The 25,351-nt window shown below is 45.1% G+C and carries 19 protein-coding genes and 1 pseudogene; 8 read left to right on the top strand and 12 right to left on the bottom strand.

Translation table 11 applies throughout. The features are described 5' to 3' along the window. Positions 1 to 70: 70 nt before the first annotated feature. The 5 genes from OCV50_RS08025 to OCV50_RS08045 all read right to left on the bottom strand — a co-directional run bounded on the left by OCV50_RS08025 (position 71) and on the right by OCV50_RS08045 (position 8,675). Positions 71 to 3,442, bottom strand: a complete 3,372-nt coding sequence (locus OCV50_RS08025; protein WP_261902720.1) for a GH36-type glycosyl hydrolase domain-containing protein — start codon at positions 3,440 to 3,442, stop codon at positions 71 to 73. 17 nt (positions 3,443 to 3,459) lie between these two features. Next, entirely contained in the window at positions 3,460 to 4,584 is a 1,125-nt protein-coding gene (locus OCV50_RS08030; RefSeq protein WP_261902721.1) for an ABC transporter ATP-binding protein, read from the bottom strand. 154 nt (positions 4,585 to 4,738) lie between these two features. Further along, entirely contained in the window at positions 4,739 to 5,713 is a 975-nt protein-coding gene (locus OCV50_RS08035; protein ID WP_261902722.1) for a hypothetical protein, read from the bottom strand. A gap of 14 nt (positions 5,714 to 5,727) precedes the next feature. Further along, the gene (locus OCV50_RS08040) at positions 5,728 to 7,029 is read right to left on the bottom strand and encodes a hypothetical protein (protein WP_261902723.1); all 1,302 of its coding nucleotides are present in this window, start codon (positions 7,027 to 7,029) and stop codon (positions 5,728 to 5,730) included. Between the two features lie 347 nt (positions 7,030 to 7,376). Next, positions 7,377 to 8,675, bottom strand: a complete 1,299-nt coding sequence (locus tag OCV50_RS08045; protein WP_261902724.1) for a MipA/OmpV family protein — start codon at positions 8,673 to 8,675, stop codon at positions 7,377 to 7,379. A gap of 98 nt (positions 8,676 to 8,773) precedes the next feature. Between OCV50_RS08045 and OCV50_RS08050 the strand changes: the two are divergent. The 3 genes and pseudogenes from OCV50_RS08050 to OCV50_RS08060 all read left to right on the top strand — a co-directional run. Beyond that, positions 8,774 to 9,179, top strand: a pseudogene (locus tag OCV50_RS08050) (VC1380 family protein); the annotation flags it as partial. 49 nt (positions 9,180 to 9,228) lie between these two features. Further along, a complete protein-coding gene (locus OCV50_RS08055; RefSeq protein ID WP_261902725.1) occupies positions 9,229 to 11,184 on the top strand; it encodes a metallophosphoesterase family protein in 1,956 nt (651 codons plus the stop codon). A 169-nt stretch (positions 11,185 to 11,353) separates the two neighbouring features. Continuing rightward, on the top strand, positions 11,354 to 11,803 hold the full coding sequence (locus OCV50_RS08060) for a tellurite resistance TerB family protein (RefSeq protein WP_261902726.1): 450 nt from the start codon (positions 11,354 to 11,356) through the stop codon (positions 11,801 to 11,803). Between the two features lie 59 nt (positions 11,804 to 11,862). Here OCV50_RS08060 and OCV50_RS08065 read toward each other — a convergent pair whose 3' ends face one another. The 4 genes from OCV50_RS08065 to OCV50_RS08080 all read right to left on the bottom strand — a co-directional run bounded on the left by OCV50_RS08065 (position 11,863) and on the right by OCV50_RS08080 (position 14,173). Then, positions 11,863 to 12,303, bottom strand: coding sequence for a hypothetical protein (locus tag OCV50_RS08065; RefSeq protein WP_239842078.1), 441 nt, complete (start codon positions 12,301 to 12,303; stop codon positions 11,863 to 11,865). A gap of 1 nt (position 12,304) precedes the next feature. Next, entirely contained in the window at positions 12,305 to 13,054 is a 750-nt protein-coding gene (locus tag OCV50_RS08070; protein ID WP_261902727.1) for a transcriptional regulator, read from the bottom strand. Between the two features lie 63 nt (positions 13,055 to 13,117). Further along, a complete protein-coding gene (locus OCV50_RS08075) occupies positions 13,118 to 13,798 on the bottom strand; it encodes a hypothetical protein (protein WP_261902728.1) in 681 nt (226 codons plus the stop codon). 12 nt (positions 13,799 to 13,810) lie between these two features. Further along, entirely contained in the window at positions 13,811 to 14,173 is a 363-nt protein-coding gene (locus tag OCV50_RS08080; RefSeq protein ID WP_261904142.1) for an antibiotic biosynthesis monooxygenase family protein, read from the bottom strand. Positions 14,174 to 14,483: 310 nt separating this feature from the next. Here OCV50_RS08080 and OCV50_RS08085 point away from each other — a divergent pair, with 310 nt between their 5' ends. Beyond that, on the top strand, positions 14,484 to 14,954 hold the full coding sequence (locus tag OCV50_RS08085) for a hypothetical protein (RefSeq protein WP_261902729.1): 471 nt from the start codon (positions 14,484 to 14,486) through the stop codon (positions 14,952 to 14,954). Positions 14,955 to 14,966: 12 nt separating this feature from the next. Further along, entirely contained in the window at positions 14,967 to 16,652 is a 1,686-nt protein-coding gene (locus tag OCV50_RS08090; RefSeq protein WP_261902730.1) for an LruC domain-containing protein, read from the top strand. An 89-nt stretch (positions 16,653 to 16,741) separates the two neighbouring features. Here the strand turns inward: OCV50_RS08090 and OCV50_RS08095 are convergent, their stop codons facing one another. Next, on the bottom strand, positions 16,742 to 17,272 hold the full coding sequence (locus OCV50_RS08095; RefSeq protein WP_032548762.1) for a 3'-5' exonuclease: 531 nt from the start codon (positions 17,270 to 17,272) through the stop codon (positions 16,742 to 16,744). 79 nt (positions 17,273 to 17,351) lie between these two features. Then, complete coding sequence (locus tag OCV50_RS08100) at positions 17,352 to 18,902, bottom strand: sensor domain-containing diguanylate cyclase (protein WP_261902731.1); 1,551 nt, start codon at positions 18,900 to 18,902, stop codon at positions 17,352 to 17,354. Positions 18,903 to 19,250: 348 nt separating this feature from the next. Here OCV50_RS08100 and OCV50_RS08105 point away from each other — a divergent pair, with 348 nt between their 5' ends. The 3 genes from OCV50_RS08105 to OCV50_RS08115 all read left to right on the top strand — a co-directional run bounded on the left by OCV50_RS08105 (position 19,251) and on the right by OCV50_RS08115 (position 24,915). After that, positions 19,251 to 19,883, top strand: a complete 633-nt coding sequence (locus OCV50_RS08105; RefSeq protein WP_239842084.1) for a DUF2760 domain-containing protein — start codon at positions 19,251 to 19,253, stop codon at positions 19,881 to 19,883. Next, on the top strand, positions 19,883 to 21,835 hold the full coding sequence (locus OCV50_RS08110) for an Hsp70 family protein (protein WP_261902732.1): 1,953 nt from the start codon (positions 19,883 to 19,885) through the stop codon (positions 21,833 to 21,835). The genes OCV50_RS08105 and OCV50_RS08110 overlap by 1 nt, the downstream gene beginning before the upstream one ends. A gap of 242 nt (positions 21,836 to 22,077) precedes the next feature. Further along, positions 22,078 to 24,915 carry an Hsp70 family protein gene (locus OCV50_RS08115; RefSeq protein WP_261902733.1) on the top strand — a complete coding sequence of 946 codons (2,838 nt, stop codon included), beginning with the start codon at positions 22,078 to 22,080 and terminating at the stop codon, positions 24,913 to 24,915. Positions 24,916 to 25,040: 125 nt separating this feature from the next. Here OCV50_RS08115 and OCV50_RS08120 read toward each other — a convergent pair whose 3' ends face one another. After that, complete coding sequence (locus tag OCV50_RS08120) at positions 25,041 to 25,256, bottom strand: hypothetical protein (protein WP_261902734.1); 216 nt, start codon at positions 25,254 to 25,256, stop codon at positions 25,041 to 25,043. Positions 25,257 to 25,351 lie beyond the last annotated feature (95 nt).

Below are 25,351 nucleotides of genomic sequence, written 5' to 3' on the forward strand. Positions count from 1 at the left end.
CTCTTCACACCTTGCATTTTTCTCATACCCAGCCTTTTGGGTTGGGCCCATAACTGAGCCCAACTGTTTTTTAAAGGGAGATATGAAGGGTGTTATCTTCACTACTCAATCTTTGAAGTAGCCATTCACGGGAGATCTTCGCACCACCAGAGCGGTAGCGGTTCTCTGTGAGTTCGAATGGAACCGTTTCACCATTTATCGAGATAGCTTTCGGAGTATGTGAACCCTCTACCAAGTCGATCACTAAAGTCACTGGCTTCTCATCAAGCTCAAACTGGATCTTGGTTTGCCCAACTCGCGGAGAGATAACCGGATCAATAATCAGATCGTTTTGTGCGAATCGAACACCAAATACATTTGAGATAAGTTGGTTCACGTAGATACCTGGGCCACTTGAGTAGATTCTCCAACCACCTTTCACTGCAACCTCACCGTTCTTCACTTGGTCAAAGTTGTCGTAAGCCGTTGGTCGGTCGTTAAACTTGGCATCTGAACTTGAGAAGTACGCGTTTGATTGACGAAGCTCTGCATTTGGCACATGGTCTTGAATACCCACTGGGATAATTTTGTACAGGTTATCGAAAACTGCTTCCGCGTCACCCAACTTACACAATGCTTCGATGAATCGAATATGAGCGTGACAGTATTGAAGACCGACTTCACGCCCAAGGTTAGCGGCCAGTTCTGCGCGCTTAAAGTAGCTCTGCTTACCCGCTTTGTACTCGGCCATTTTATCCATCAAGCGAACACCGTCAGGATGCACAAGGTTTTGCTTGATGATGTCCATGTGAGTTGTTGCCATGTCTGGATCAAACACTTCTGAAATGATTGAACGGCTTGCTGGCAGTAGTCGGTAGTTGATGCCTGTTTTTTGATCCGATGGGTGCAGCAAGTGTTCGATTTGCTTAACGCTGCCCTCTTCATCACGGTCGAAATGGATAAAACCTGCTATCACACCATCTTTAATCAAATAGTGGTGGTAGTCACTTTCCATCTTGTCGGCCAATTCCATCAACGAAACCGCGTAATCTTGATGCGCGCTGCCTTTCAATGCTTGGTACATGCCTTTAAGTGCTTGCAGCGTGAGTGGAATTGTCCAACCACTCACCATGTTCTCACGCAGTGATTGGTTTGCTGGTTGTAGCGTATCGTCCCAGTCTCCATCGCCATAGCAAGAGAGCGATGTGCCCGGTACAAGATTATCAAGCATATGTTGAACTTGAGTCTGTACGTGGTGCATTAACGTGAAGCGGCTTTCGCTCTTTACAAAGCCCTCTTCTGCTAGCGTGTACGGCAGTTCAACATCCAAAATACTGATATCGCCCGTCGTGTTTAGGTAATCAGCTAGCGCTTTGAGCGGCCACACCACGATGTCACCGTGCGCTTCTTCTTGTTGAATAGTTGCGTATTGGTCGAACATGAACCATTGAGGCCAAGTGCCCGTCTCTTGATACTGGTGGCTGTAGATCTCTTCTAGTACCGCTTTTGCTTTTGCGTATTCCTGCATCGACATAAACAGTTCGAATGGTCCTTGAGACACATCGCGCGTTCCCCATGCTGCACCTGAGTATTGCTCTAAACCGTGTGGTGTTGAGTAGTGAACTAAGGCGTTATGGGTGAACCAGTTCAGACACGTATTGATGCGCTGGCTGTTTCCATTATCGTTACTGAAATCAACATTGAAGCCTTTAGTCAAAGACTGAATACCTTTTTGGTATTGCTCACGTTCTGCCTCAAACGCCATAAATTGTGCGGTAGTGTCTAGCGCGTCCGTCTTACCGCCAATCGCGATTGAACAGTGGCTTTCAAGGGAACCGTTAAGTACCAAATACTCCACTGAATCAGAATCCGCACCTCCGATCGTTTCAGCCGTTACGTCCATACCTGAAACTGCAAGGCCATAGCTCAATTTCGGCATGAATTGATCAATCAGTTCATTTTTGCCTGTAACTGTGAACAGTTCGCCATCTCTTGCAATATCTACACTGCCTTCGCCTTCGTTGTTGCCGAAAACAAGTTGGTGTGACACTTTGATTGAAAGCGGAGACTCAATGCCGTGCTTAGTGATATCTAACTGAATCATTGGGCTTTGCGCGTTTGAGAATGAAACGATCTCTAGGTAGCCGCCAAGTAGTTTATAGATCCAACGCGAATAGTTTTGGCCAGTTTCGTAAGCCGAAGGCATGCCCAATACGCGGTAGGTTCCGTCCACTTCAACCCATACTCTTTGCCCTGCATGAGTGAATTGGTTTAGCGGGTTTCGGCACACACCCAATAGTTTATTGAATGAGGTATTACCAAGCGTTAGCTGTGAATTGAAAACACCACTGATGTAGTGTGTCGAGCTCATGATAGATTGCTGGTAATCTTGGTTATTTCCTGATGCAATAACATGGCCAGTCATACGTTCAAGATGCTTCTCTTTTTCAGGTAGCGTGACGTATTGGTTGTCGCCATAGAAGAATGAAAGCAGTTCACCGTCTTTAACGTCTGCGAATGTTTGATCATCACCGAAGAACTCTGTGATCTCTTTCTTGCTCAGCTTTTCACCCTGCAGGTACTCACCTTTAGGTTGATGCACACAAGATAAAGGCTCACGCTCCATCTCTTCAGATAACGTCAATTGAGCGTGCTTAGCTGCAATCTCTTCCAGTTCAATAGGCTCACCTGAATTTGATTTTGGGAAATCGGGAGTGACAACGCCGTAGAACACCACCTCTTCAGATGCATTGGCTGCAAGCGTGATTTCTTCGGTTTGAAGTCCGATGTAACCCATCTCATATTGATATTTTTGGTTTTCAAGTTGAGGTTTACTCAGAGCTACAGCCTCGCCTGTCAGCTTGAACTCTTTACCGAAAAACTGGAAACCATCGGTGCTATAGCCAAGGACAGGAGAAAGAGAGCCCAATTGAATACGCGGGTTGCCTGAAGATTGAGGCAAGTTCTGACGGCTACAAACCACATAACCCATCTGTTTTTCAAAGATTTGATGGTCGAGGTACTGAGAGCAGTACAGTTCATTGGTTTTAACCGCGCCTTCATCCGCAAGGCCAACATCCTGACCGTAAATCAGGTCATAAGTCAGTGGCTGCGAAGAGAGGTTCGTGATGCTCACATCGTAGAAGAACGCATGGTCCGCAGTTTTAATCGATACTACGGCTTCAAAGTCTTCCGTTGTTGTTACCCACTGTAACGAACCATCGCTCTGCTTAAACGTTTCAATCTTGTTATTAAAAAAAAGCAACGGTGTGATATTTAATTTACCTTCACCCTTAACGCGAAGGAATACATTCGAGATAGCCATTTCAGAGTCAGGCGTATCAAACAAAGACACCATTAAACGATCACTGCGAATCGCGCCTAGCACGCCATCTGCATTGAATGTGAGGTTTAGGCTTTCGTTGCCAACGCTCATTTGTGATCCTGGTTGAATGTGGTGCATAAAGCTTTACTCCAAACTTATTTTGATTCTGCGTAGTGGATATTTTCTTGAGAAGCGTCATCAAAGACGTGGCATTTCTCGACTTGAAGTTGAATGTGACAGTGGGTGCCGACATCAGGTGTGTGTTCGGTATCGAGTAACTTACAAACCACTGGTTTATCGAAGATGGTGACGTGTAAGTAGACTTCTGACCCTAGCTCTTCTTTCGCTTCAACTTTTGCAGGTAGCGTGTTGTGATTCGCTTGTGTGGATACCGACAAATGCTCTGGACGAATACCGAGATGAACACGATGCCCTACCCATGCTTGCGCTTTTTCTTGATGCGCTTGCGACAATTCGATGGTGTGCTCATTGAGTTGAACGCACGCTTTCCCGCTTTGTTCTAATAAAGTGCCTTCAAGCATATTCATGGCTGGAGAGCCAATGAACTCTGCAACAAACTTGTTTTTCGGGTTGTGATACACATTCATCGGCGTATCGACTTGCATGATGCGACCTTGATTAAGAATGCAGACGCGATCGCCCATGGTCATCGCTTCCACCTGATCGTGGGTTACGTAGATCATGGTTGCAGGCTTACCCGATTCTTGAAGTTGGTTATGCAAACGAGTAATTCGACGACGCATCGACACACGCAATTTGGCATCAAGGTTAGATAGTGGCTCATCGAACAAGAACACATCTGGGTTGCGTACCATTGCGCGTCCTAAAGCAACACGCTGTCGCTGACCACCTGACATCTGCTTTGGCTTTCGATCAAGCAGGTCTGTAATTTCGAGAAGTTCCGCCGCTTTGGTTACGCGCTCTTTGATTTCCGCTTTTGGTTTCTTTGCCGTTTCTAAACCAAATGCCAAGTTTTCGTAAGCCGTCATATGCGGGTAAAGTGCGTAGTTCTGGAAAACCATCGCGATGCCACGATCTTTAGGCGGCAGGTCATTACACTCTCGGTCACCAATCACAAGCTGCCCGTCGGTAATGCTCTCTAAGCCAGCAACCATTCTCAGCATCGTGGACTTTGCACAGCCGGATGGACCAACAAGCACCATGAATTCACCATCTTTGATATCTAGGCTGACATCGTGAATAGCATGGAAGCCGTTGTCATAGACTTTGTTTACATTTTGTAGCGTTACTTTCGCCATGATTCTGCATTCCTATCTGTAAATGCGTTCACTATTTAGGTCATACCTTCCTTCGCGGTATATCCAAACAATAGTGCAAGTGGTTAAGTGTGGGATTGTCAAATTCGCGTTTGTTTCAACTGAATCGCAATCCCACGATAACTAAAGTTGTTTATTAGAACTTCCAAACAATCCCGACTTTAGAGAACCAAACCAATTGGTCTCCAGTCCAAGGGGCAGGATCCGCATGACGATCTTTTACCTGAATGTCTGCCAAGAAGGAGAAGTGTTCATTGATTGGCAAGTCGGCATATAGCGCATAAACATCATAGTCAAAATGGTCACGATTATTTGGATCTGAACCCATGTCTAACGTACCTCTCTCATAACGCAGCTCTAAGTAGTTGCCGTTATCAAAGTTGAACTGAACCAAAGGCTTAACGGCAAACTCGACGTAGTTGAAGTCGTTATGCTCTTCGACATAGATGACCTTTGCACCGATATTGATGCCGTTATCTAAGCGGTAAAGATATAAAGGCTCAGATTCAATGAACGCGCCTCGGCTGCCCGGGCCTTGTCTTTCATCTTTGTAGCCTAGCTCTGCACTTAGATGTAAGAAGTGACGACCAAAGCTAAGGTCAATGCCTGGTTTTGCCATGTATTTGTCGTAGTGCCATTCACCGATCGTTTTTTCGTACGACAACATCAGGTTGTAAGCAACATTGTCATTTTGACGCCAGTAAAAGCTCGGGATGATTTCCGAGTAGTTACTTTGACCGGTACTCTCTCCTCCGCGACTGTGGTGTATTTCTTTAAATACATAGCCCATGCTGAAGTTGTCGGTCACACGCGTGAAACCATCAGCGTAGATATAGTGAAGAAGCTCTTCGTTTGGTTGGTTTTCGTTATCAATGTGCTCGTATTCAATACCCGTCAGCGCCCGAGTTCGCGGCGCAGCATTGCTGCTCTTTGCCGATTCAGTGGTCAGAATCAACTCGCGGTATTGGTGGTCGCTCCACAAACCCACTTCTGCCTCTTCTTGTGCTTCCTCTTGCACTTCATCAGCATAAGCAACCGAAGGGATAGCCATCGCCATGAATGGGATAATGCTCGCGGTCTTAATAACGTTCACTGCTTTTTGAAAATTCACGACTCAATTCCTTTCTATTTGTTATTCGGTTCAAAGGTCTCGTACATATCAACGACGGCTGCGTAGTAATTCTTACTTTCTAAGTACTTACGCACGTCTTGGTTGATTGCCGGTGAAAGGAATGCACCTACAAACATGCCTTGATCAAGAGATAGGATTTTTGTCGAGGTTTCACCTTTGCCATTAATCGCGTCATACCAGCCATATGGCGTTTCAAGTTGTGGGTAATAGTCGATCACGGTGTTCAACAGGTTGACGGCTTCAAATGGATTCACCATGTAAGAAAGTGCAAGTGCATGAGGTGTACCGGTATCGCCACCAGCAATGTCAGTGTTATTAAAGCGAACTTTAGACTCAGACAGTTCTGGGACACCGAATGCGGCGTAGCCATCGTCAACCGTTGCCGCTGACGAGACAAAAGGAATCTGGTGTTTGATTGCGTGATACTTTTGGATCTCTGTCATATCTTCAATCATTGAAAAATCAGGGATCAGTGAACGCTCTTCCAACCAAATCATTGAAAGCATGCCTTGGAAATAAGCACCATCCCAAGTCAGCATTGGCGAGTACTTCTTACCATCTAGGTAGTAGTCTTGCGTATATAACTCCATGTTATTAAATGCAGTTTTTGGCACTGTGTTTTCTGAATTCTGAGTGATCAGGTGTGCCCAAATTGGCGCGAGTCGGCTTTCATTGGCTTTGCGATCGATATGGTAAGTCAGTGGCGCTTGTTTGGTCGTTGACCAGCCCGAGTAAAGTAATCCTCGGTTCTCATCATAAAGCTCAGCCCAGCCGTCTGCCTGACTATTAAGAATGGATTCAACCTTAGCAACGACTTGTTTTTCATCCGCTTGTTTTGAGTCAAGGTAGGCCCCTGCTACACCTGCAAGCGCAAAGGCAAGATTGGCATTATCTACCGCAGGAACAATACCGTCTTTATTCGGTTTAAGTTGATCACCTTCGATGTCATAAGGCCAGTAGAATAGTCCATTCCAAGTTGGAGCAGCGGCTAGAGCATCTAGGGTTTCATGAATACGCACTAACGCATCGGCATTACCATTTTTGTGCGCTTCAACCAGTACGTTTAGGTACAGACCTATCTCTGTTGTGTTGACGTAATACGCGTGTTCAATCTGGCCATCTTTATCGACAAAAATCGTGTCGTATGGGACTTTGGCTTTTTGATCTACACCTACACCATCAACAAAGAAGTCCAAGTTTCTTTGTAAATGCTGTTCAAACCCTACTGGGTAGAGTTGTGGGTTAACGGTAAGTTCGGTGATAGTGACATCAGCGAACGTTGACATGCTAGCCATGAGGGTACAGGTGGCTAAAAGGCTTTTTTTAATCATTGCTCGTATCGACCTTTATGTATAAACGTTTCACCACGGATATTCCCATCTGGGTAATATTGTCAGCAATGTGCTCATATACCTTTTGTGATTACGGGATTGCCAGATCGAAACTTACTGCTTAAACCTTTAAGCATTTAAGCTAAAACATGTGAGAGAACTATCAACTTTGTGCCAGTGACCGCACGGCAGTAATAAATGAAATGTATCGGTTTGAAGGCTTATTCTGAGCATAAAAAAACGCCAACTTAGTGCGACTAAGTTGGCGTTTGAGATATCTAAATAGGTGTTAGTCAGGACTCAGAGTCTATTTAAAACTCATACTGGAAATAGACCGTGTTGTAGTTACTGCCGCCTTTGATACGACCAAACTGTGAGGCGTTCTCGAAGATTGCGGAACGGTGATGAAGTGAATAGCCAAACCAAAGATTATTCAAATCGTTCTTGCCAAACAGGTCGCCTACGTTGACATCAAACGAGAAGTCTAAGTAGTTGAGTAGATGGCTTGCCGTGTAACCCTTCTCTTCCATTTCTGTCGCTTCAATGTAGGTAATGGAATCGATGTATGACATACCCTCTGCGACACCAAAACGCCATTGCGTTGGCCAGTTGAAGGTGTAGTAAGCCTTAATCGCAACCACATATTCCGTACTGCTCGATTGAACATCTGAGCTCCAGTGGTGAACGATACCCGGCGTTAGATAGATATCCAACGGGAAACCAAACACTTCATCAGTTAATGGGTGCCCATAGAAGAAAGAAGTCAGTTGGTTATTAAACTCATCTTTCTCCGCGTTGAACTTCATAATGTCGCCAATATTTGATGGCGTTGCCCAACCGTGTGCGACACGTAGATATGCAGGGTTACTCAATCGTGGTTTTGGTGCTTTCTCTTTATCGTTAAAGAAGCCAAAGCCTAGATAGAGCTCCCCTTGATAACGGTCTTCTACAATCGACGATTCATAAGCATTGTCATCCAGACGAGTCACACTGGTAGAACCGAGTAAGTACAAGTTAGAGATAACGTGATACTTGGCTTCCACCCCCACATTAAAGTCGGCACCTGCACCTATAGATTTGCCACCAACCTCGTAGTATTCCGTATTAAAGTCAGCGCCTTTATAACGAAGGGTCGCGCTTGGCGTAAATTCCCAATCACCGACTTCATAGTAACCTTTGGCTCTAAAATTACCGTGAAAACGATAAGAGTCATCACTCATGAATTCTGTTTCAAAGCGCCATTCATCATTCAGTTGGTAGGTTAATTGCGCACCAAAATCAGCGGTATCGCCCTCTATTGCGTTTTGCTCTGATGCTGGAATATCAATAAAACGCATACGCGAAATAGCATTCAGTGACCATTTCTCATCTTCAGACTCAAGCAGGTATGCACCCATTTCTGTGCCATCAATAAAGACGTAGTCATTTTTAAAAAACAACATCGGCACGAACGAGCTCACCGATTGGTCGCCACCGGATGTGTCGTAGGGGATGCTCGCCGTTCGAAACATCGCGGCTATCCCCCACTCTTGCTCTTCGATCGCTGCTGCATTACCACTGCTAAGTAGCGCACCCGAGCTAACCATGGTTGCTATTAATTTGTTCTTCATTATTGTTTTTTCTCTGTTGAGCCGTTTTATGCTACCGAATAGACATTTATTAACCAATTGTGGTCAACTATCTTAATTTTAAGCAACTAACTTTAGGTTTGATCGTCATTGACCGTTACAATGAAGATCACCCTATGGTCAATTTAAAGTATTGTGAAAGTTTCCGAATTACAAAACATTATAAACCAGCTTCCGAGCGATGCCGATCCTGACGTTGTCATGGGAGAGGCTTGGTTACCAGAAAGACTCGTTGACACCACGCTTGATGGTGAGTTGTTGTTTCTTCAATTTGATAACGCTCCTGAAGAAACGCAAGGAGACGAAGAAGGCCGTGGTTTTGTGGAGCACGAAATTACCATGATCCGAGAAAAACTCGAACAAATACTTGATGCTCCTTCAGATACCAAGACAAAAGCCGATGCGATGCTGGCTCTATTTTTAATGGGTCATGAACTTTCTAGCTCAGAAGTTATCGAAATACTCGAAACACCCGATCTAGATAACGACTTAATATAATTAAAGAATAGTCCACTACCACCATTTTAGGAACACTGTGAAGCTTTCGACACCTCAAACACTCCCTTTGCTAATTGCTGGCCCAATATTACGTAAAACGACCAAAGAAGAGATTGTCATCTGGGTCGTAACTAGCCAACCGCTTTCTGGCATGGTTTCGCTTTACCATCGCGAGCAAGACCAGGCTTTTCATCAAGCCGAGTTAGATGAACAGCAAAGCTTGCAAATCGGTGTTTCAGCGTGGGTAACACTGCTTCAGCTTCACGGTGACTTCCCAACCAATACGCCGCTCGAATATGATATCGAGACCAAACAAGGTGGGCTCAAAGCTCTTGCTCCCCACCTCACATATAATGATAACCAACGGGTTGAGTTTGTTGTCTCTGAAGAGTCAAACTACATTCTGCATGGCTCTTGCCGTAACCCACATCACCCGAGTAAAGACAGCTTAGTTGCGGCTGACAACAAGGTAGAAAAGCAAACACCATTAGAGCGCCCAGACTTGTTAATGATGAGCGGAGATCAGATCTACGCTGATCATGTTGCGGGCCCAATGTTGGATGCAATTTGGCAAGTCATTCAACTGCTTGGCCTTCCAGATGAGCGGCTACCGACCGATGCGCAAATCAATGATATTGATAGCAGCCAATCGCTGTTTGCAAGTGCGTACCATCTTTATCAGCGCCATCACTATTTGCCTCATCATCCGCAATCAGAGTCATTATTGGATAAGCTGTTTCCGAATCGAAAAGTTCCAATTTTTAGTTCTCGTGAATGTGAAAACCATTTAGTCACTCTCTCTGAGTTCGTTGCCATGTACCTGTTGGTTTGGTCACCGACTCTGTGGCAGTGCATTAACCGTGAACGCCTGATTGAAAACAACTTTGAGCAAGGTGGCAGAAAACTCACTCCGCTAGAGCAACAACAATGGCGTGATGAAACAGAGATCATTAACGACTTCATCAAGGGGTTACCACAAGTACAACGCTTACTGGCGCATATCCCAACCTATATGATTTTTGACGATCACGACGTTACTGATGATTGGAACCTCACCGTCGGATGGGAACAAGCCGTTATACAAAACCAACTCGCTACACAAGTGATTGGGAATGGTCTTGCTTCCTACTGGCTTTGCCAAGGCTGGGGAAATGCTCCTGAAAAGTTTGATGATCTGTTTTTCCAACACGCGAAGTCCGTCTTTAATGTTCGAACCACTGAAGAGACTCAAACAGCGCACCCGATGATCGACAAAGAAGCGCACCAAGGATTTGTTGAATATCTTAATCGCTTTGAAGATTGGCATTACACCATCGATTTGTCACCCAAAGTGATCGTCTTAGATACGCGAACTCGACGCTGGCGTTCAGAATCGCGCATGAATAAACCTTCTGGCTTAATGGACTGGGAGGCTCTGATTGAGTTTCAACACCAACTCATGCATCAAGATAAAGTGATCATCATCTCGGCTGCGCCAATGTTTGGGGTTAAGTTCATCGAGGCATTGCAAAAAATCATGACGACGTGCGGTCAGCCATTGGTAATTGATGCAGAGAACTGGATGGCTCACCCGGGCAGTGCAAACACTCTGATTAGCATTTTCACGCATACTAAGACACCGACCAATTTTGTGGTGCTCTCTGGTGATGTGCACTACTCCTTTGCTTACGACATTAAACTTCGTTATCGCAAAAACAGCCCGAACATTTATCAGATCACCTGCAGCGGCATTAAGAACGAGTTCCCCGCAGCTCTGCTTAAGTTTTGCGACGTATGTGATCGCCTGCTCTACAGCCCACGTTCAATACTTAACTACTTCACCAAGCGTAAGCGTTTGAAAATCGAGAAACGAAGCCCGGATAACCAGAACTTCTACCGCCTTTCAAACCGAAGTGCCATTGGTGAGTTGAAGCTCGATGAATCGGGTAAACCAATCTCAATCACCACATTAAGCGGTGATGGCAAAGTCACTCGATTCCCGGAGCCTGATTAAGGCTAAATGCATCGCCAGACTACCTATAGTTTTGTCAGCATAGTGTAAATCCACTTGCGATCAGCCAAGGTAAGCCCAATATTAATAGTATTAGGCTTACCTATATCTCTACATTATCAATCCGGTTGAGCCTGCAATTTAAATCTGTTTCGCACTATTGGAGCTTATTATGTTTAATTCCCTTACTTCACTGTTCAAACAACTGATTGAAGGCGAAGACCTTAGTAAAAACGCGAAAGCGTCACCCAATATTGCGATTGCAAGCTTACTTTGTGAAGTTGCAGGTGCCGACCACGAAATAGACGAGAACGAACAAGCCGCAAAACTGATGCTGATTCAACGCTTACTGGGGCTGACAGAAGAAGAAGCCGGAGAGCTGCTCAAGAAAGCACAACCGCAAGTAGAACAGTCCGTTTCTCTCTATGACTTTACTTCGCAGCTTCGTGAACTTTCGCAACCTGTACGTATCGATCTAATTAAAGCGATGTGGGAAGTAGCGCATGCCGATGGCGAGATCGACCCAATGGAAGATGCAGTGATTCGTAAAACAGCGGAACTGCTCTACGTTGACCACAGCGACTTCATCAAAACAAAACTAAGCGTACTCGGTGAAGAGTAGCGCTACAGTTCACAGAGAATAAATCCGCTCCATAAAGGCTAAGTTTAAAAGGGTTGGCCTTAGTCGCGAGATAACGAACGCCCATAAAAAATGCCCTTTAACTGTAAAGGCAGCCCATCTTGATTGATAAACAACCCTCTTTGGTCGGATACCATCACGCTACGCTTATTCTCTAACTCTCGAATGTATAGGTTTTTTACGTTAAAGGTTTGAGGGTTCGATGCCTGATCTTGTTCTATTTGATAGAGATAATAGTGATCTCCCCAACGAAGAAAGACACCAAAAAACTGCTTAACATGCAGCACCTTTCCATATCGGTCATAGCCAATATAATGCATTTTAGCTCTGCCATTTCGCAGACGCAGTGTCACCTCTTCATGGCCCAACCCCTCATAAGCGACCTTAAATTGATAGGCATTGTTCGTCGACATACCCGAGACAAGTCCTACCGACAAAATCAGCACAGTGACAAAAATAATAGGGATTAAAAAATGTCGCATCTTAGGATTCTTCTCGGCAAGAGAGTGAGGAAAATTCAGGCGAAATATCTGCCCACTCGCCATCAATGAGAGCGACAGCCTGAATGTTGTTACAGCCAACCCCTCGATCATGTAGGTACAGACGAGTCACACCAAGATTTGAGAGTTTATTGAACAGTGCTTCATCTTTGCTCACGATCTTAATGTCGTCATGAACCACCTCGATACCAGCAATAGTTTCATCACTCATGAAAAATGCCATTTGGTAGAAGGTGATAGAGAGCCCTAAAGCAATCAAAGAGCCTAATGCTCCTTTTATGAGCTGTGCTCCCGTTAAGCCAAACATGACGCTCTCTGGGGAAGTAAGTGGCTCACAAGCATCTTTGGTGTTCAAATTACTCTGAGTGCTTGTTTTTTCCTTAGTTTCCGACTCCTCCATAGCAGGAATAGAAGCTAAGGAATCGAAAGCTGGAATGCAGTAGCCCTCTTTTTGCACCGTCACCACCTTAAACGGTGCATCAAACGTCATCAATGCATTACGTAAATTCTTAATCGCTACATTGAGCGAGCTATTAGTGACGATTTTCCCTGGCCAACATTCTTCGAGAAGAACATCGCGCTTGATGGTTTTAGGGGATTCTTTATACAAGAGATTTAAAATCAGGCACTCTGAATAAGAGAGGCTAACTTGGTGGGAAGACGTCGTGCTTCGCAAGGTACAAGTATCAAGCTCAAGAACTAAGTCATTTAAGGTTACTTTATTATTATCCATACCGTAGACAAACGAATGTGCTAATCGTTATAGATTAGCACATATAGAAATATTATATCAGAATCAAAGCTTTAGCTTGAAGCCCAACTCGCTAACGTGAATATCCGCAAAGCCTAGTTTTACTGCTTCTAATTCGTTCGCTACTTGTCTTGCATGCTCTTCATCTTTAGCAAGCACAGCAATAGAGTAAACAGGGCGAATCATTTGCGTCCCGCCATCCGTTGACGCTGAAATATCCTTGTTAAAGAGGTACGCCGACGTAATGGTGCTCGTTGCACTCCAATCAACAATTTTCTGCAGATCTCGGCCAATCACCTTATCCACCAGCAATTTGTCTTCTGGCTGTTTCCAACTCAACTCGACAGCATAATTAGTGAAGGCAACCTCCGAGTTCAGCCATTTATTGCCTATCTCTCTAACCTCAGTGATTTCTGCCAGCTCTTTATATTGAAGTGGCAAATTGCCTATCGTATTTCGAACTTCTTGTTCACTGTTGGCTTCCATCACAAACTTAATAATCGGAAACGACTTATCGCCAATGAAGCTCTCACTCACAAACATATCGTGAATTAGGCCTGCATCAATCAAGTTAGCAAAGGCTTTCTTTTGATTTGGCATTGCATCAAATACGGCCTGCGCATCGTCCGTTTTCCACGCAACTGCGACACCGAAAGCCGCCGCATTAATATTAAAAGATAAAAATAAGCTAAAAAAAGCTAAAGTCATCGGGGTTATGTTTCTCATCAGCGTCATCTCTTAGTCTCGTATAATCTGGTATAAGGCAGGATCAGCAGATACACCTTGTATCATCATTGGCGGTAACTCGTTTCTCATGGTCGCAATTGCACTTTTGAACATGGCCTCGCTCTCCCACTGCGCGACGTTGATGAAACGGTAAGTCGCATCATCATTGAGTGAACGATGCAATTTAGTCGAGATATAGCCCGGTTGTTGCTCCAGAATGTCTCTCGCAGCCTCCCAATACTCAAGTGTCACTTCTTCGCTTGACTCATCTACGGCAAAGGTATTGATCAACACTACTGGCTTAGCCATTGCCAAGCTGCTCACGGTTAACGTCAGAACACTGAGTGCGAGATTGATAGACTTTCTTATTTTCATTGGTTTCATGGTCACTCCCTTGTAAAAGCGAGAGAAACTTAACACAAGATTTGGCGATAAAAAGACCGCGAGGCGATGTTTAATATTAATTAAAAGCTGATTCGTTGATGGAGCATCAAAACGTTCCAAAATCCATTATTACAATCACCATTCATCCCTCTTCCATCATTTTGATTCTCATATTGATATATTCACCCACACTCTTATCTCCAAAATAAAAAACCCAAATAAAAAGCATAAATTTCAACCACTTATTTTTTGGCACTCTCTTTGCTCTATTTAGGTTTTTAGGGATAAAAGGGAACCGACCATGAGAAAGCTAATTCCGACAATATTGACGACAGCCGTTGCTCTCACCCTACATGGATGTGGAGGTGGCGGCGGTGGTGGTGGAAGCACCTCAGCACCAGCTCCAACACAGAGCTTTTCCGACATCTCCGTACCGAGCTCGTTTGAGTGGAGTGGCTCAACCACTCGTGATTTGACCATTAACGTAGTCAGCGAAGTATCGCAACGTGACGGCCAAGCCGCAGCAATTCGTGGCTCTCACATCGTCAAGCTTTACAGCATGAGCAGTAACGGCACAGATTCACAGCCCATCTTCACTGGAATGACGAACAGCGATGGTCAACTGACGAACAGCTTAAGCCTCTTAGATACTTGGCAAGGAATTAAGCTGGTAGCACTTGTGCGCGGCGGTGAGTGTATTTCGCAGGTTGAGTCCGCTGACATTATGAACGATCTGTATGTCAGCTGTGACATCGTTTTAGACGCAGATTAAGGAGTGGGAATTATGGATAACTTCAAAAAATCACTGCTTGTGGCTAGTTCAATTGCTGCGTGTAGTTTTTCCAATCAAGTATTAGCAGCAGCTTCGGAAAACCAAACGACAGATAATGGCGATGGTTCTACGACTGTAACTCAAAAGATCAATGCCAGCAGTACCTCTCCTCATTATGTTGCGCCTTCTGGGTACGGGTTTTCGATCTACAGTAATAAAAACGAAGACTACTCTTGGCAACACGATATTTCGATTCCATCTGGTGCACAGGTGACTTCTGCAACCCTTACTATCTATGCCTATGATGTAGATTCAGAAGCTCATCACGGTGAAAACGGCGAATACGATAGTGTTACCGTAGACGGAACCTTGCTCAACCCTGGCTTCCTTCAAGGAACCAACAACAATTGGTCGACAACTGTTTTTGACTTACCCCTTGCTTCGCTGGATGACGGGTTAGTTAATGTCGACCTAGACATCGACGTTAATGGTGACGGTTGGTTAACCACACTTGATTACAGCTTGTTGACCGTCACCTATACCGAGATTGAAAACGATCCTCCATTCACGCCGACCTTATCTCGAAGCAGTGGTTTAGGTGATAACGACCCGTTAGTTGTTTCTGTAACAGGGCCTAACCCAGCCGATCCAGACGGAGATTCCGTAACTTACACTTACCGTTGGTTTGTGGATGTTGGCCAAGGTTTCTATGTAGATGATGAGTTTGTCGGCAAGAATGACAACAACGGCGCAACCCTGCCAGCGAATCAAACTGCAAACGGAGAGCTATGGAAGGTTCAAGTTACTGCTGTCGATTCCAACGGTTTAATAAGTAACTTTGCTGAAATCAGCTGGCCTGAGATTGGCGATAGTGATGGCGACGGTGTCGCTGATGCCAATGACTACGCTCCAAACGATCCGAATATTGCGTTCTACAGCCGCACACCAACAACTGGCTGGCACACATTAGCATATGAAGATCTATGGCCTTATGAAGGTGATTACGACCTCAATGATTTCGTTACCCGTTACGCTTACGGTGTTTACACCAACGCAAGCAATGAAATCACTCGATTCGAATACTATGGCCAAGCCGTAGCGCGTGGTGCTGCTGATGACAACAGCTTTGCTATTTCTTTAGCTGGATTAGAAGCGTCTGATGTCGGTACGTTGACTCGCACCATTAACGGTGTCACCACAACCGTCACTCCTGAGTCTGGTCACAGTGGTGAGATGGTATTCGTGTTGATTGACAGTGTAAGTGACTTGCTACCAGCCAACGGCTCATCAAACTTCTACAATACTGAAGCGGGTGACAACCGAAGTGCAGTCGATTACAGCGCATCACTGGTGATTAATGGTTCAATGAGTAGCTTAGCGCCAAAAGCGTTCAACCCATTCATTTTCAAAGTTGGTTCTCGAAACAAAGAGATCCACTTGATGAACTACCCTAGTACCGACCTAGCCAACACCAGTATCTTCGGTGTCGGTGATGATGATAGTGTTGCCGAGAATAATGAGTTCTATCAAACCCAAGCTGGTCTGCCGTGGGCACTGGATATTCCTGCAAACTGGGCTCATCCATACGAGAGAACAGATACTAGCCAAGCGTACCCAGACATCAAACCTTGGGCGGAAAGTGGTGGCGTAAATAAACCTAACTGGCATGCCAACCCAAATGCGAACAAAACATGGTAAACACAAACCAAAAACCTGAATGACAATCCAGGACACCAATAGCAAAAAAGCCATCAATCATGATGGCTTTTTCGTTTATAGCGTTCGCTTTAAAGCATGGTCAACGTCAACTTAGCGAGATTATAAGCATCAACATAACCCGAATGCTGACGCCCTTCCCACTCGATATTTTGCGCTTCTTGAGCCGCCCGGTGGCCAATACGTTTATCTTTAAGACGATGTTGAATGCGATATAAGGTCGCGATATTCAGGAACTCGGTAAACGGAGGTTCAATCCCCTTTTCAATACACTCTTTGTGTAAGATTAGGTCGTCACGTCCCCAAGCTGCGTAAATCTTATTAGGACCACCAAAATTTTTGATCATCGACTGAACCACTGACGCGAGTGGACGCCCTTGCTTCTCAATTTTACGCGGTGTAATACCCGTCAACTCAGCGCAGAACAAAGAGACTTCATCTTTCTCAGGCTTAACGTAGTACTGCGCTCGTTTCACGATTTCTCCGGACGCTAGATCAATCTCGGCCAGACCCACTTCAATGATCTCGCCCGTTGTTCCCACTCCGTCTTCGTTCCAACAGCACATTTCCAAATCGAAACAGACTACTCGATTGTGATTCATACGTTGCCTAATTATCCCGTCAAAAATTTCAAAGGACCGATTGTACCTGAGCCGCTGCAAGATCTCGACCCTGGAGGTTTCAAGTGCTCAATTCACCTGCAATTGTCACTTGGTTTCGTCCATTTACTTTACTTTGATAAAGCATACTATCGGTCAGCTGTAAAATTTCTTCCGTATCTTCACTGACACGAATAGCCGCGCCAATGCTCAATGTGCAATGCAGTTGTTGATCTTTGTGTTCACAAACCGTTTCACGAACTCGATTAAGAATGCAGTCCAAGTAACCTGACAGTTGCTCTTTTTCGGCGATTGTAGAGAGAATACAGAACTCATCCCCACCAATTCGGAATAGATTATCGCCAGATTTTAGACTCACAGAGATAACTTTAATCACGTGTACTAGCAAAGCATCACCGGCAGGATGACCGAATTCGTCATTGATCGCTTTGAACTTATCGATATCAAACCCAATCAAGCTGAAAGGCTTGTCGCTTCTTATGGCACTGTCGAGCATTTTATTGAAGGCGCGACGATTATAAATCTCGGTCAGGCTGTCATGATTGGCAAGAAAGCGCAGCTCTTCCGTTCTCTTGTCTAGCATTTGATAGAGACGCTCTTTTTCTCGTACTTGCAGGTTTACTATGTACGCCAACAACAGTGAGATCATCGTCCCTACAAGCGCAATGCCCGCCAACACTAGGTAACCATCAAAAGATATGTATGAGTTGATCTTGTAGTCAATCGTCCATTGTCGATTCGTCAGCATGATGTGTTTCGTTATATGCTGGCCATCAACGCTTTCAAAACCATCAGATTCAAACAATAGCGGCGCATCTTCCGCTTCGAATCCATGATCCGTAACACGAACGTACACATCCATATCACCCACAGTCGATGCCAATAGGTTTTCAAAATAGAAGGTTGTACGTATCACTCCAATAACCACCCCCAGCAGATTGTCACTTTGACCATCAAACACTGGGTGGTACACCAACATACCCGTTTTCGGTAGATCTCGACTCAAACCATCTTGAAGTAATCGAACTTTATCCGAGATGTTCGCTTCGCGTGTCTCGCGAATGTTTTCCACGATGCGCTTAAAGCGTTCACGGGAGGAGTAGAACCCGAGTACCTTGTTGTTACGCTCTGTGTTTGGGTAAAGGTCGCTTGCGATGAAGGCAGGTTCACCACCTAGCACATAGCCGTAAGTCTTGGGACCGTGTTTAGGAATGGTATAGAGTTCAAAAGATGGGTGGATCGCTTTCATTTTCTCAGTGTGCTGTTCAATTTCGTCTGCGGTGACTTTTTGCATCCATTGCAGCCCGATAAGGCTTTTAGAGCCATTGATAGTTTGCTCTGCAAAACGATCGAACTTGTCCCAGTTTTGAGGATCATTGGAGTAAAAGAAATTGGCACCAGAGCCAATGTAAGCCACATCGTTGTCTATAAAGGCTTTCAAACTCAACGTTTGATGATCAGCAAAGCTGTCTAAATTTGCCTTTAAGGAACGACTCTGGCTTATAGCAACGAGTACGAGACACAACACCGTTATCAAAAATGTGACAGAAAAAGCAACTAACGGGAGCGTTCGTTTTTTCAACCCGGTTGTAGGGTCGATAGTATGGGGCATAGAGCTTCCAAAACATGGTAATTGATTCGAAAGTATACACTGACAACATGGCAGTCTCTATTCCTCTTTAGGGATGATTCTGGAATAGAACTAACACTATTTACAAAGCACGGACATTAATGGTCATTAAACCAACATAACTCGATGGCTTTTCAAGCTAACAAACCAAAAAAAACGTTTATCAAAAACATTAAATAAAGCTCTTAGACCTTGAATATGCTAGTATCCGTCCATATTTATAGCTTGAAAGAAGCGCATTTACCAAAGTGTAAAACTAGATTCTTTCCGACCAGTATATTCATCTATACAAGCGAATATACCGTTAAATCAATCTAAAGAGAAATCACAATGAACTTTGATTTAAACCTTATCCCACAAACGTTTGATATGCTTCACGCAGGCCTCACAGCATCGAGCGTTTTACTACTGTTGATCGCTGTATCTCGCAAATCTAAAGTCGTCGAGAAAGTGGTTGAGAAACCAGTAGAGAAAATTGTTGAAGTAGAAAAACCGGTTGAAAAGATCGTAGAAGTTGAAAAAGTCGTTGAAGTAGAAAAAGTCATCGAAAAAGTAGTAGAAGTTGAATCTAAACTAGCAACCGCATCAACAGATTCTGCAATGCAACTTCTGTCTATCATGCAACAAGAAGCTCGCCTAATCGACTTCCTAAAAGAAGACCTAACGTCATTCTCTGACGAAGAAGTAGGTGCAGCAGCTCGTGTTATCCACACTGGCGGCCAAAAAGTACTAAGCGACTACGTTACTCTTTCTCACATCCGTAATGAAGACGAAGAAACACGTATTACTGTAGCTGAGGGCTTCAACCCACAAGAAGTTCGCCTAACCGGTAACGTAACAGGTAGCGCACCATTTAACGGTACGCTAGTACACAAAGGTTGGAAAGCAACTGAAATGAAGCTTCCTAAGCTTGCTGAAAACTACGATGCATCTGTTATTGCACCTGCAGAGGTAGAGCTATAATGGAACAGCATAACCACTTATCTCAAGACGCTGCGTCTCAAGAGCTACAAGAGCAAGGCGCTAAGTTCAGCGTCGGTATCGACTTAGGTACAACGCACTGTGTTCTTTCGTTCATTGATACAACCAATGAAGATGCACGAGTTGAAGTAATGCCAATTCCTCAGCTTACTGCACCAGGCACTGTAGAGACACGTAGCCAACTAGGTTCATTCCTATACCAACCGCACGAACATGAGATGAACGAAGCGTCACGCGTTCTTCCTTGGTCAACAGAGCCAAAAGCATTGGTTGGTGCGATTGCACGTAACCTAGGCTCAAAAACGCCAATCCGCCTTATCGCAAGTGCGAAATCTTGGCTATGCCACGGTGGTGTTAATCGTCGTGATGCTTTCCTTCCTGCAGGTAGCCCTGAAGAAGTTGAAAAAGTATCACCGCTAAAAGCGACTGAACTTTATCTAGAACATCTAAAAGACGCTTGGAATCACGCAAATCCATCACACCCGCTTTCTGAGCAAGATGTGACGATTACGGTTCCAGCCTCTTTCGACCCTGCGGCTCGTGACCTAACGGCAGAAGCAGCACGTAACGTTGGCTTCACGCACCTGACTCTACTAGAAGAGCCTCAAGCTGCACTGTACAGCTGGATTGATAACAGCAACGATCAATGGCGTGATGAAGTTGAAGTTGGCGACATCGTTCTTGTTGTCGATATCGGTGGTGGTACTACCGACCTTTCTTTGGTTGAAGTTACTGAAGACGACGGCAACCTAACGCTGAACCGTATTGCGGTAGGTGAACATATCCTACTTGGCGGTGACAACATGGACTTGGCTCTTGCTTACCGTCTGAAGATGAAGCTAGCCCAAGAAGGTAAAGAGCTGGCTCCTTGGCAAGTTCAAGCGATGACTCACGCATGTCGTGATGCAAAAGAAGCGCTACTGAACGATGCCGAACTTCAAGCTGTACCAATCGTTGTACCTAGCCGTGGTTCTAAGCTACTGGGCGCAACGCTGAAAACTGAGCTGACTCAACAAGAAGTTCAACAAACATTGGTTGATGGTTTCTTCCCTAAAGTTGCAGTGACAGATCACCCAGTTCAGAAAACACGTGGCGCACTGACTCAAATGGGTCTGCCTTACGCTCAAGACGCGGGAATTACTCGTCATATTGCCGCTTTCCTATCTAAACAGGCAAACGCGCTTTCAGGTAATGACGAAGCAGCTCAACAAGATTTCAACCCATTCGCAAACATGCCAGGCATGCCGGGTGCAGAAACACCAGCTGCCGATTTCATCAAACCAACAGCGATCCTGTTCAACGGTGGTGTTCTGAAATCGAGTCTATTGGCTGATCGCCTTTCAGACACGATCAACGAGTGGTTGATCAACGCCGACGCCGAATTTGCTAAGCAGCTTTCTGGTCTGGACCTTGACCTTGCCGTTGCAAGTGGCGCTTCTTACTACGGCGCGGTTCGTCGTGGTCAAGGCGTACGTATTCGCGGTGGTATCGCTTCGGCTTACTACGTAGGTATTGAAAGTGCGATGCCAGCGATTCCAGGTATGGCTCCTCCTATGGAAGCACTGTGTGTTGCACCATTTGGTATGGAAGAAGGTTCGAGCGTTCAAGTACCAAGTCAAGAGTTCGGCCTAGTAATCGGTCAACCGGTTCACTTCCAATTCTTTGGCTCAACAACACGTCGTGATGATGAAGCTGGTACTCACCTTGATCACTGGGCACCTGAAGATCTAGAAGAGCTACCAGAGATCCAAGTGACTCTACCTGTGTCTGAAGGTCGTCGTGAAGGTGAAGTAGTTCCTGTAACACTTGCATCACGCGTCACAGAGCTAGGTACGCTTTACCTAGAAGCTATTGCGACCGACAACGGTCAGAAGTGGCACGTTGAGTTTGACGTTCGTGAAGATTCGAATCAAGACTCAATCGAACAAGCATAATGATTCAACGGCACCTTAGCGGGTGCCGTTATTTTATCAAAACGTGATTCCCTGCCGCGGTTGCGGTGAATTAGAGAATCTGTTTTAACCGATAGATTTAAATCTACAGTGATGATATTCCCGACTCAGCTGTGTACTAAAATTTGTACGACTCCATCTATCGGGAACGACGTTTAAAATAACGACAATAAGATCCACTCTTTCAATAAACTGGTCATCACTTAAGAAGAATAAGGTTTTGTATGGCATCTCCTCGTTTCTTAGTCGGTATCGACTTGGGCACCACCAACACAGTGGTTGCTTACTGTGAAATCACCGACGACTTACAACAATCCCCTGTATCTCTGTTCGACATCGACCAACTTATTGGCCCTGGTGAAGTCGTTCGTAAACCCCTACTCCCTTCTTTCCGTTATCACCCAGCTCAAGGGCAGATTGCACAGAACGATCTTACCTTGCCGTGGGACGTTGAACCTGTATCTGGTGATATCAGCAATGTGATTGTTGGTGAATGGGCACGTGAGCTTGGTGCGAAAGTAGAAGGCCGCCAAGTGTCTAGTGCAAAAAGCTGGCTTTCCCACCAAGCCGTAGACCGTAACTCAGATATCTTGCCGTGGGCGGGTGCGAGTGACGTTGATAAGGTCTCGCCTGTTGTGGCAAGCGCTAGCTACCTTAACCACATCCGCCAAGCTTGGAACTACCGCAACCCAAGCAACAAACTTGAAGATCAAGATGTGGTAGTCACTGTGCCTGCATCGTTTGATGAAACCGCACGTAAGTTAACTTTGGAAGCGGCTAAACTGGCTGGTCTTAATAAGATCTTACTACTCGAAGAGCCTCAAGCGGTTTGCTACGACTGGTATGCACGCCACCAGCAAACAGCGGCTGAAGAGCTTGAACAGCTACCACTGATCTTGGTGTGTGACGTTGGTGGTGGTACGACCGACTTAAGCTTGATTGAAGCACGCTTTAATTCCAGCAATGGTAGTGAAGCAGAACTCGCCCTTGATCGTATTGGTGTTGGCGAACACTTAATGCTTGGTGGTGATAACCTCGACTTAGCCCTAGCTCACCTTGCTGAACAACGCTTCAACCAAAGCAAGAAACTGAATGCCTCTAGTTTGACTAAGCTAATTCAGCAGACTCGTAGTGCAAAAGAGAGCCTTCTCTCAAGCCAAGCGCCAGACGATGTGAAAATCACCATGCTTGGCAGTGGTTCGAAACTACTTGGTGGTACAAAGAGTATTGGTTTGACCAAAGCGGAAGTTCACCAGATCGCGCTTGAAGGCTTTTTCCCTCTTTCTGACTTCAATGAAGTGCCAGACAAACGCCGCAGTGCAGTAGTTGAATTCGGTCTTCCTTATGTGGCAGATCCAGCGGTGAGTAAACACATCGCCGAGTTCCTAACGCAGCATCAGCAAGTGTCTAAAGCGGCTCTAGAAAACTCTGCCATTGAGTACGATGAATCCGCACCCGCGATTCCGGTCGCAATCCTATTGAATGGTGGTGTGTTTAACAGTGATTTGGTTACCGAGCGTATCACTCAATTAATGAGTGGTTGGAAAGGCTCTGAGATCACTGTGTTAGATAACCCTCATCCAGACTGGTCGGTAGCTCTAGGTGCGGTCGCCTTTGGTAAAGCACGACGTGGCGCACAACTTAAAATTGGTGGTGGTGCTGCACGCTCTTACTTCCTGCATCTGCAAGAAAAAAACAAAATGGGCAAAGCACTTTGTCTATTGGCTAAAGGCACCGAAGAAGGCCACGAGATTCGTCTAAGCAGTCGTCGTTTTTCGTTGACTCTGGGCGAGCCTGTTCGATTTAACCTATTAACGTCAACCCATGATCAAATCGCTCACGATACTGCGATTCAAAATGGTGTGATGGTCAATGTTGATGCCGATCTTTTCTCACCGCTGCCGCCATATATATCAACACTTGAAAGCTTTGATGAGAAAGAGCTACAAGCGAACCAAAAAGAGCGCGTTGAAGTACAGCTCGCTTGCCAATTGACCGAAGTCGGCACACTTAAGATGGAGTGTGTAAGCGTAAATGATGATACTCAGCGTTGGTCATTGGAGTTTGAGGTTCGTAATAAGCAAGGTGACGATGCAGAGCAAGAGAAGCTTCACCCTCGCCTTGAAGAGTGTAAAGAGCTCGTTTCTCGCCTCTACAGTGGTAACAAGAAAAGTGCAGAGTCAAAAGAGATCAAAACTCTCGCGAAAGATCTGGAAAAGCGGTTAGGTAAACGTGATGAGTGGGACTTCACCACCCTGCGTCACCTGTTTGATACCTTCTCTCTAGGTAGAAAACGTCGCCGTCGCTCTGAAGCACATGAGAAAAACTGGCTTCGCTTAGCTGGGTACTCAATGCGCCCTGGATTTGGAGATCCAACAGACTCTTGGCGTATGGAGCAACTTTGGGGTTTATACCAGCAAGGTATTCAGTTCAAGAATCACCAAGGTTGGACAGACTGGTGGGTATTCTGGCGTCGCGTTGCTGGTGGGTTAAACCAAGAGCAACAAGAAACCATCTTGGCGGATATCGCTAAGTACCTACACCCAGGAGCGATGAAGAACCCGAAATCAGCAAAAGATGCGCAAGACCACGGTTATGAATCTATGGTTCGTTTGGCGGCTTCTTTAGAGCAATTAGAGGTGGAAGACAAAGCGCTACTCTCTACTTGGTTTCTTAACAAAGCGATTAACCATAATCAATTTGAACAAGCGCACTGGTGGGCTCTAGGTCGCTTGGCGTCACGTACTCCTCTGTATGGCAGTCAACATAGCGTGATTCCTCGTGAGCAGGCTGAGCAGTGGCTACCTAAATTGCTTGATCAAAACTGGCACAAAGAGCCAATGATTGCGTTTGCTGCGGTAATGATTTGTCGTAAAACGGGCGACCGTTTGTTCGATATTTCTGATGATTTCCGCGAACAAGTCGTTGAGAAGTTAAAGAGCAGCAAAGTGCCAGACTCATGGTTAACGCTGGTAACTGAAGTGACTGAGCTTTCGGAGAGTGAGTCTAAACGCGTGTTTGGTGATGCCCTGCCAAGCGGCCTGAGTTTGATTCATAGCTAATGATATAGCCATATTCGGTTTGAAATAAAAAAGCCACTTTCTGTTATTGAAAGTGGCTTTTTAGTTTATGTTGGTTACCTTGTTTAACCTTTTAACTCGTTGAACCATTGAGTGGTTTGTCATTGCTAATGTTTTGTTCCGGTTGGGTTAATCGTAAATTCCGTGTGTTCGTAAATATCAGACAGTTTTTTGGGCTTCTTCAGTTTTGCTCCTTTTTTTGTTGGCTGATGAGTCTCATTTAATATCCACTCCTCATGCATTTTTGCCGAATCCAAGAAATCTGGATCTTCCATTGCTTCCTTGCGAAGTTTATTTACACGTTCGAGAGTTTCCCAAATCATAATACTTCACCTCCACTAAGGCAGTACTATAAATTTAGTTCATAAGGGAAAAACTTCAAATAAACTAATCAGATAGCGATCTCATTTTGAGAGTA

The sequence above is a fragment of the Vibrio fortis genome (assembly GCF_024347475.1).
Taxonomy (GTDB): Bacteria; Pseudomonadota; Gammaproteobacteria; order Enterobacterales; family Vibrionaceae; genus Vibrio; species Vibrio fortis.

Excerpts from the sequence above, each read along its gene's own strand:
- OCV50_RS08080 (WP_261904142.1), bottom strand. The coding sequence starts at position 14,173 with ATGAAAATAAGAAAGTCTATCAATCTCGCACTCAGTGTTCTGACGTTA.
- OCV50_RS08070 (WP_261902727.1), bottom strand. The coding sequence starts at position 13,054 with ATGGATAATAATAAAGTAACCTTAAATGACTTAGTTCTTGAGCTTGAT.
- OCV50_RS08045 (WP_261902724.1), bottom strand. The coding sequence starts at position 8,675 with ATGAAGAACAAATTAATAGCAACCATGGTTAGCTCGGGTGCGCTACTT.
- OCV50_RS08100 (WP_261902731.1), bottom strand. The coding sequence starts at position 18,902 with ATGCCCCATACTATCGACCCTACAACCGGGTTGAAAAAACGAACGCTC.
- OCV50_RS08040 (WP_261902723.1), bottom strand. The coding sequence starts at position 7,029 with ATGGCTAGCATGTCAACGTTCGCTGATGTCACTATCACCGAACTTACC.
- OCV50_RS08025 (WP_261902720.1), bottom strand. The coding sequence starts at position 3,442 with ATGCACCACATTCAACCAGGATCACAAATGAGCGTTGGCAACGAAAGC.
- OCV50_RS08120 (WP_261902734.1), bottom strand. The coding sequence starts at position 25,256 with ATGATTTGGGAAACTCTCGAACGTGTAAATAAACTTCGCAAGGAAGCA.
- OCV50_RS08090 (WP_261902730.1), top strand. The coding sequence starts at position 14,967 with ATGGATAACTTCAAAAAATCACTGCTTGTGGCTAGTTCAATTGCTGCG.
- OCV50_RS08105 (WP_239842084.1), top strand. The coding sequence starts at position 19,251 with ATGAACTTTGATTTAAACCTTATCCCACAAACGTTTGATATGCTTCAC.
- OCV50_RS08065 (WP_239842078.1), bottom strand. The coding sequence starts at position 12,303 with ATGCGACATTTTTTAATCCCTATTATTTTTGTCACTGTGCTGATTTTG.
- OCV50_RS08095 (WP_032548762.1), bottom strand. The coding sequence starts at position 17,272 with ATGAATCACAATCGAGTAGTCTGTTTCGATTTGGAAATGTGCTGTTGG.
- OCV50_RS08110 (WP_261902732.1), top strand. The coding sequence starts at position 19,883 with ATGGAACAGCATAACCACTTATCTCAAGACGCTGCGTCTCAAGAGCTA.
- OCV50_RS08060 (WP_261902726.1), top strand. The coding sequence starts at position 11,354 with ATGTTTAATTCCCTTACTTCACTGTTCAAACAACTGATTGAAGGCGAA.
- OCV50_RS08030 (WP_261902721.1), bottom strand. The coding sequence starts at position 4,584 with ATGGCGAAAGTAACGCTACAAAATGTAAACAAAGTCTATGACAACGGC.
- OCV50_RS08115 (WP_261902733.1), top strand. The coding sequence starts at position 22,078 with ATGGCATCTCCTCGTTTCTTAGTCGGTATCGACTTGGGCACCACCAAC.
- OCV50_RS08085 (WP_261902729.1), top strand. The coding sequence starts at position 14,484 with ATGAGAAAGCTAATTCCGACAATATTGACGACAGCCGTTGCTCTCACC.
- OCV50_RS08075 (WP_261902728.1), bottom strand. The coding sequence starts at position 13,798 with ATGAGAAACATAACCCCGATGACTTTAGCTTTTTTTAGCTTATTTTTA.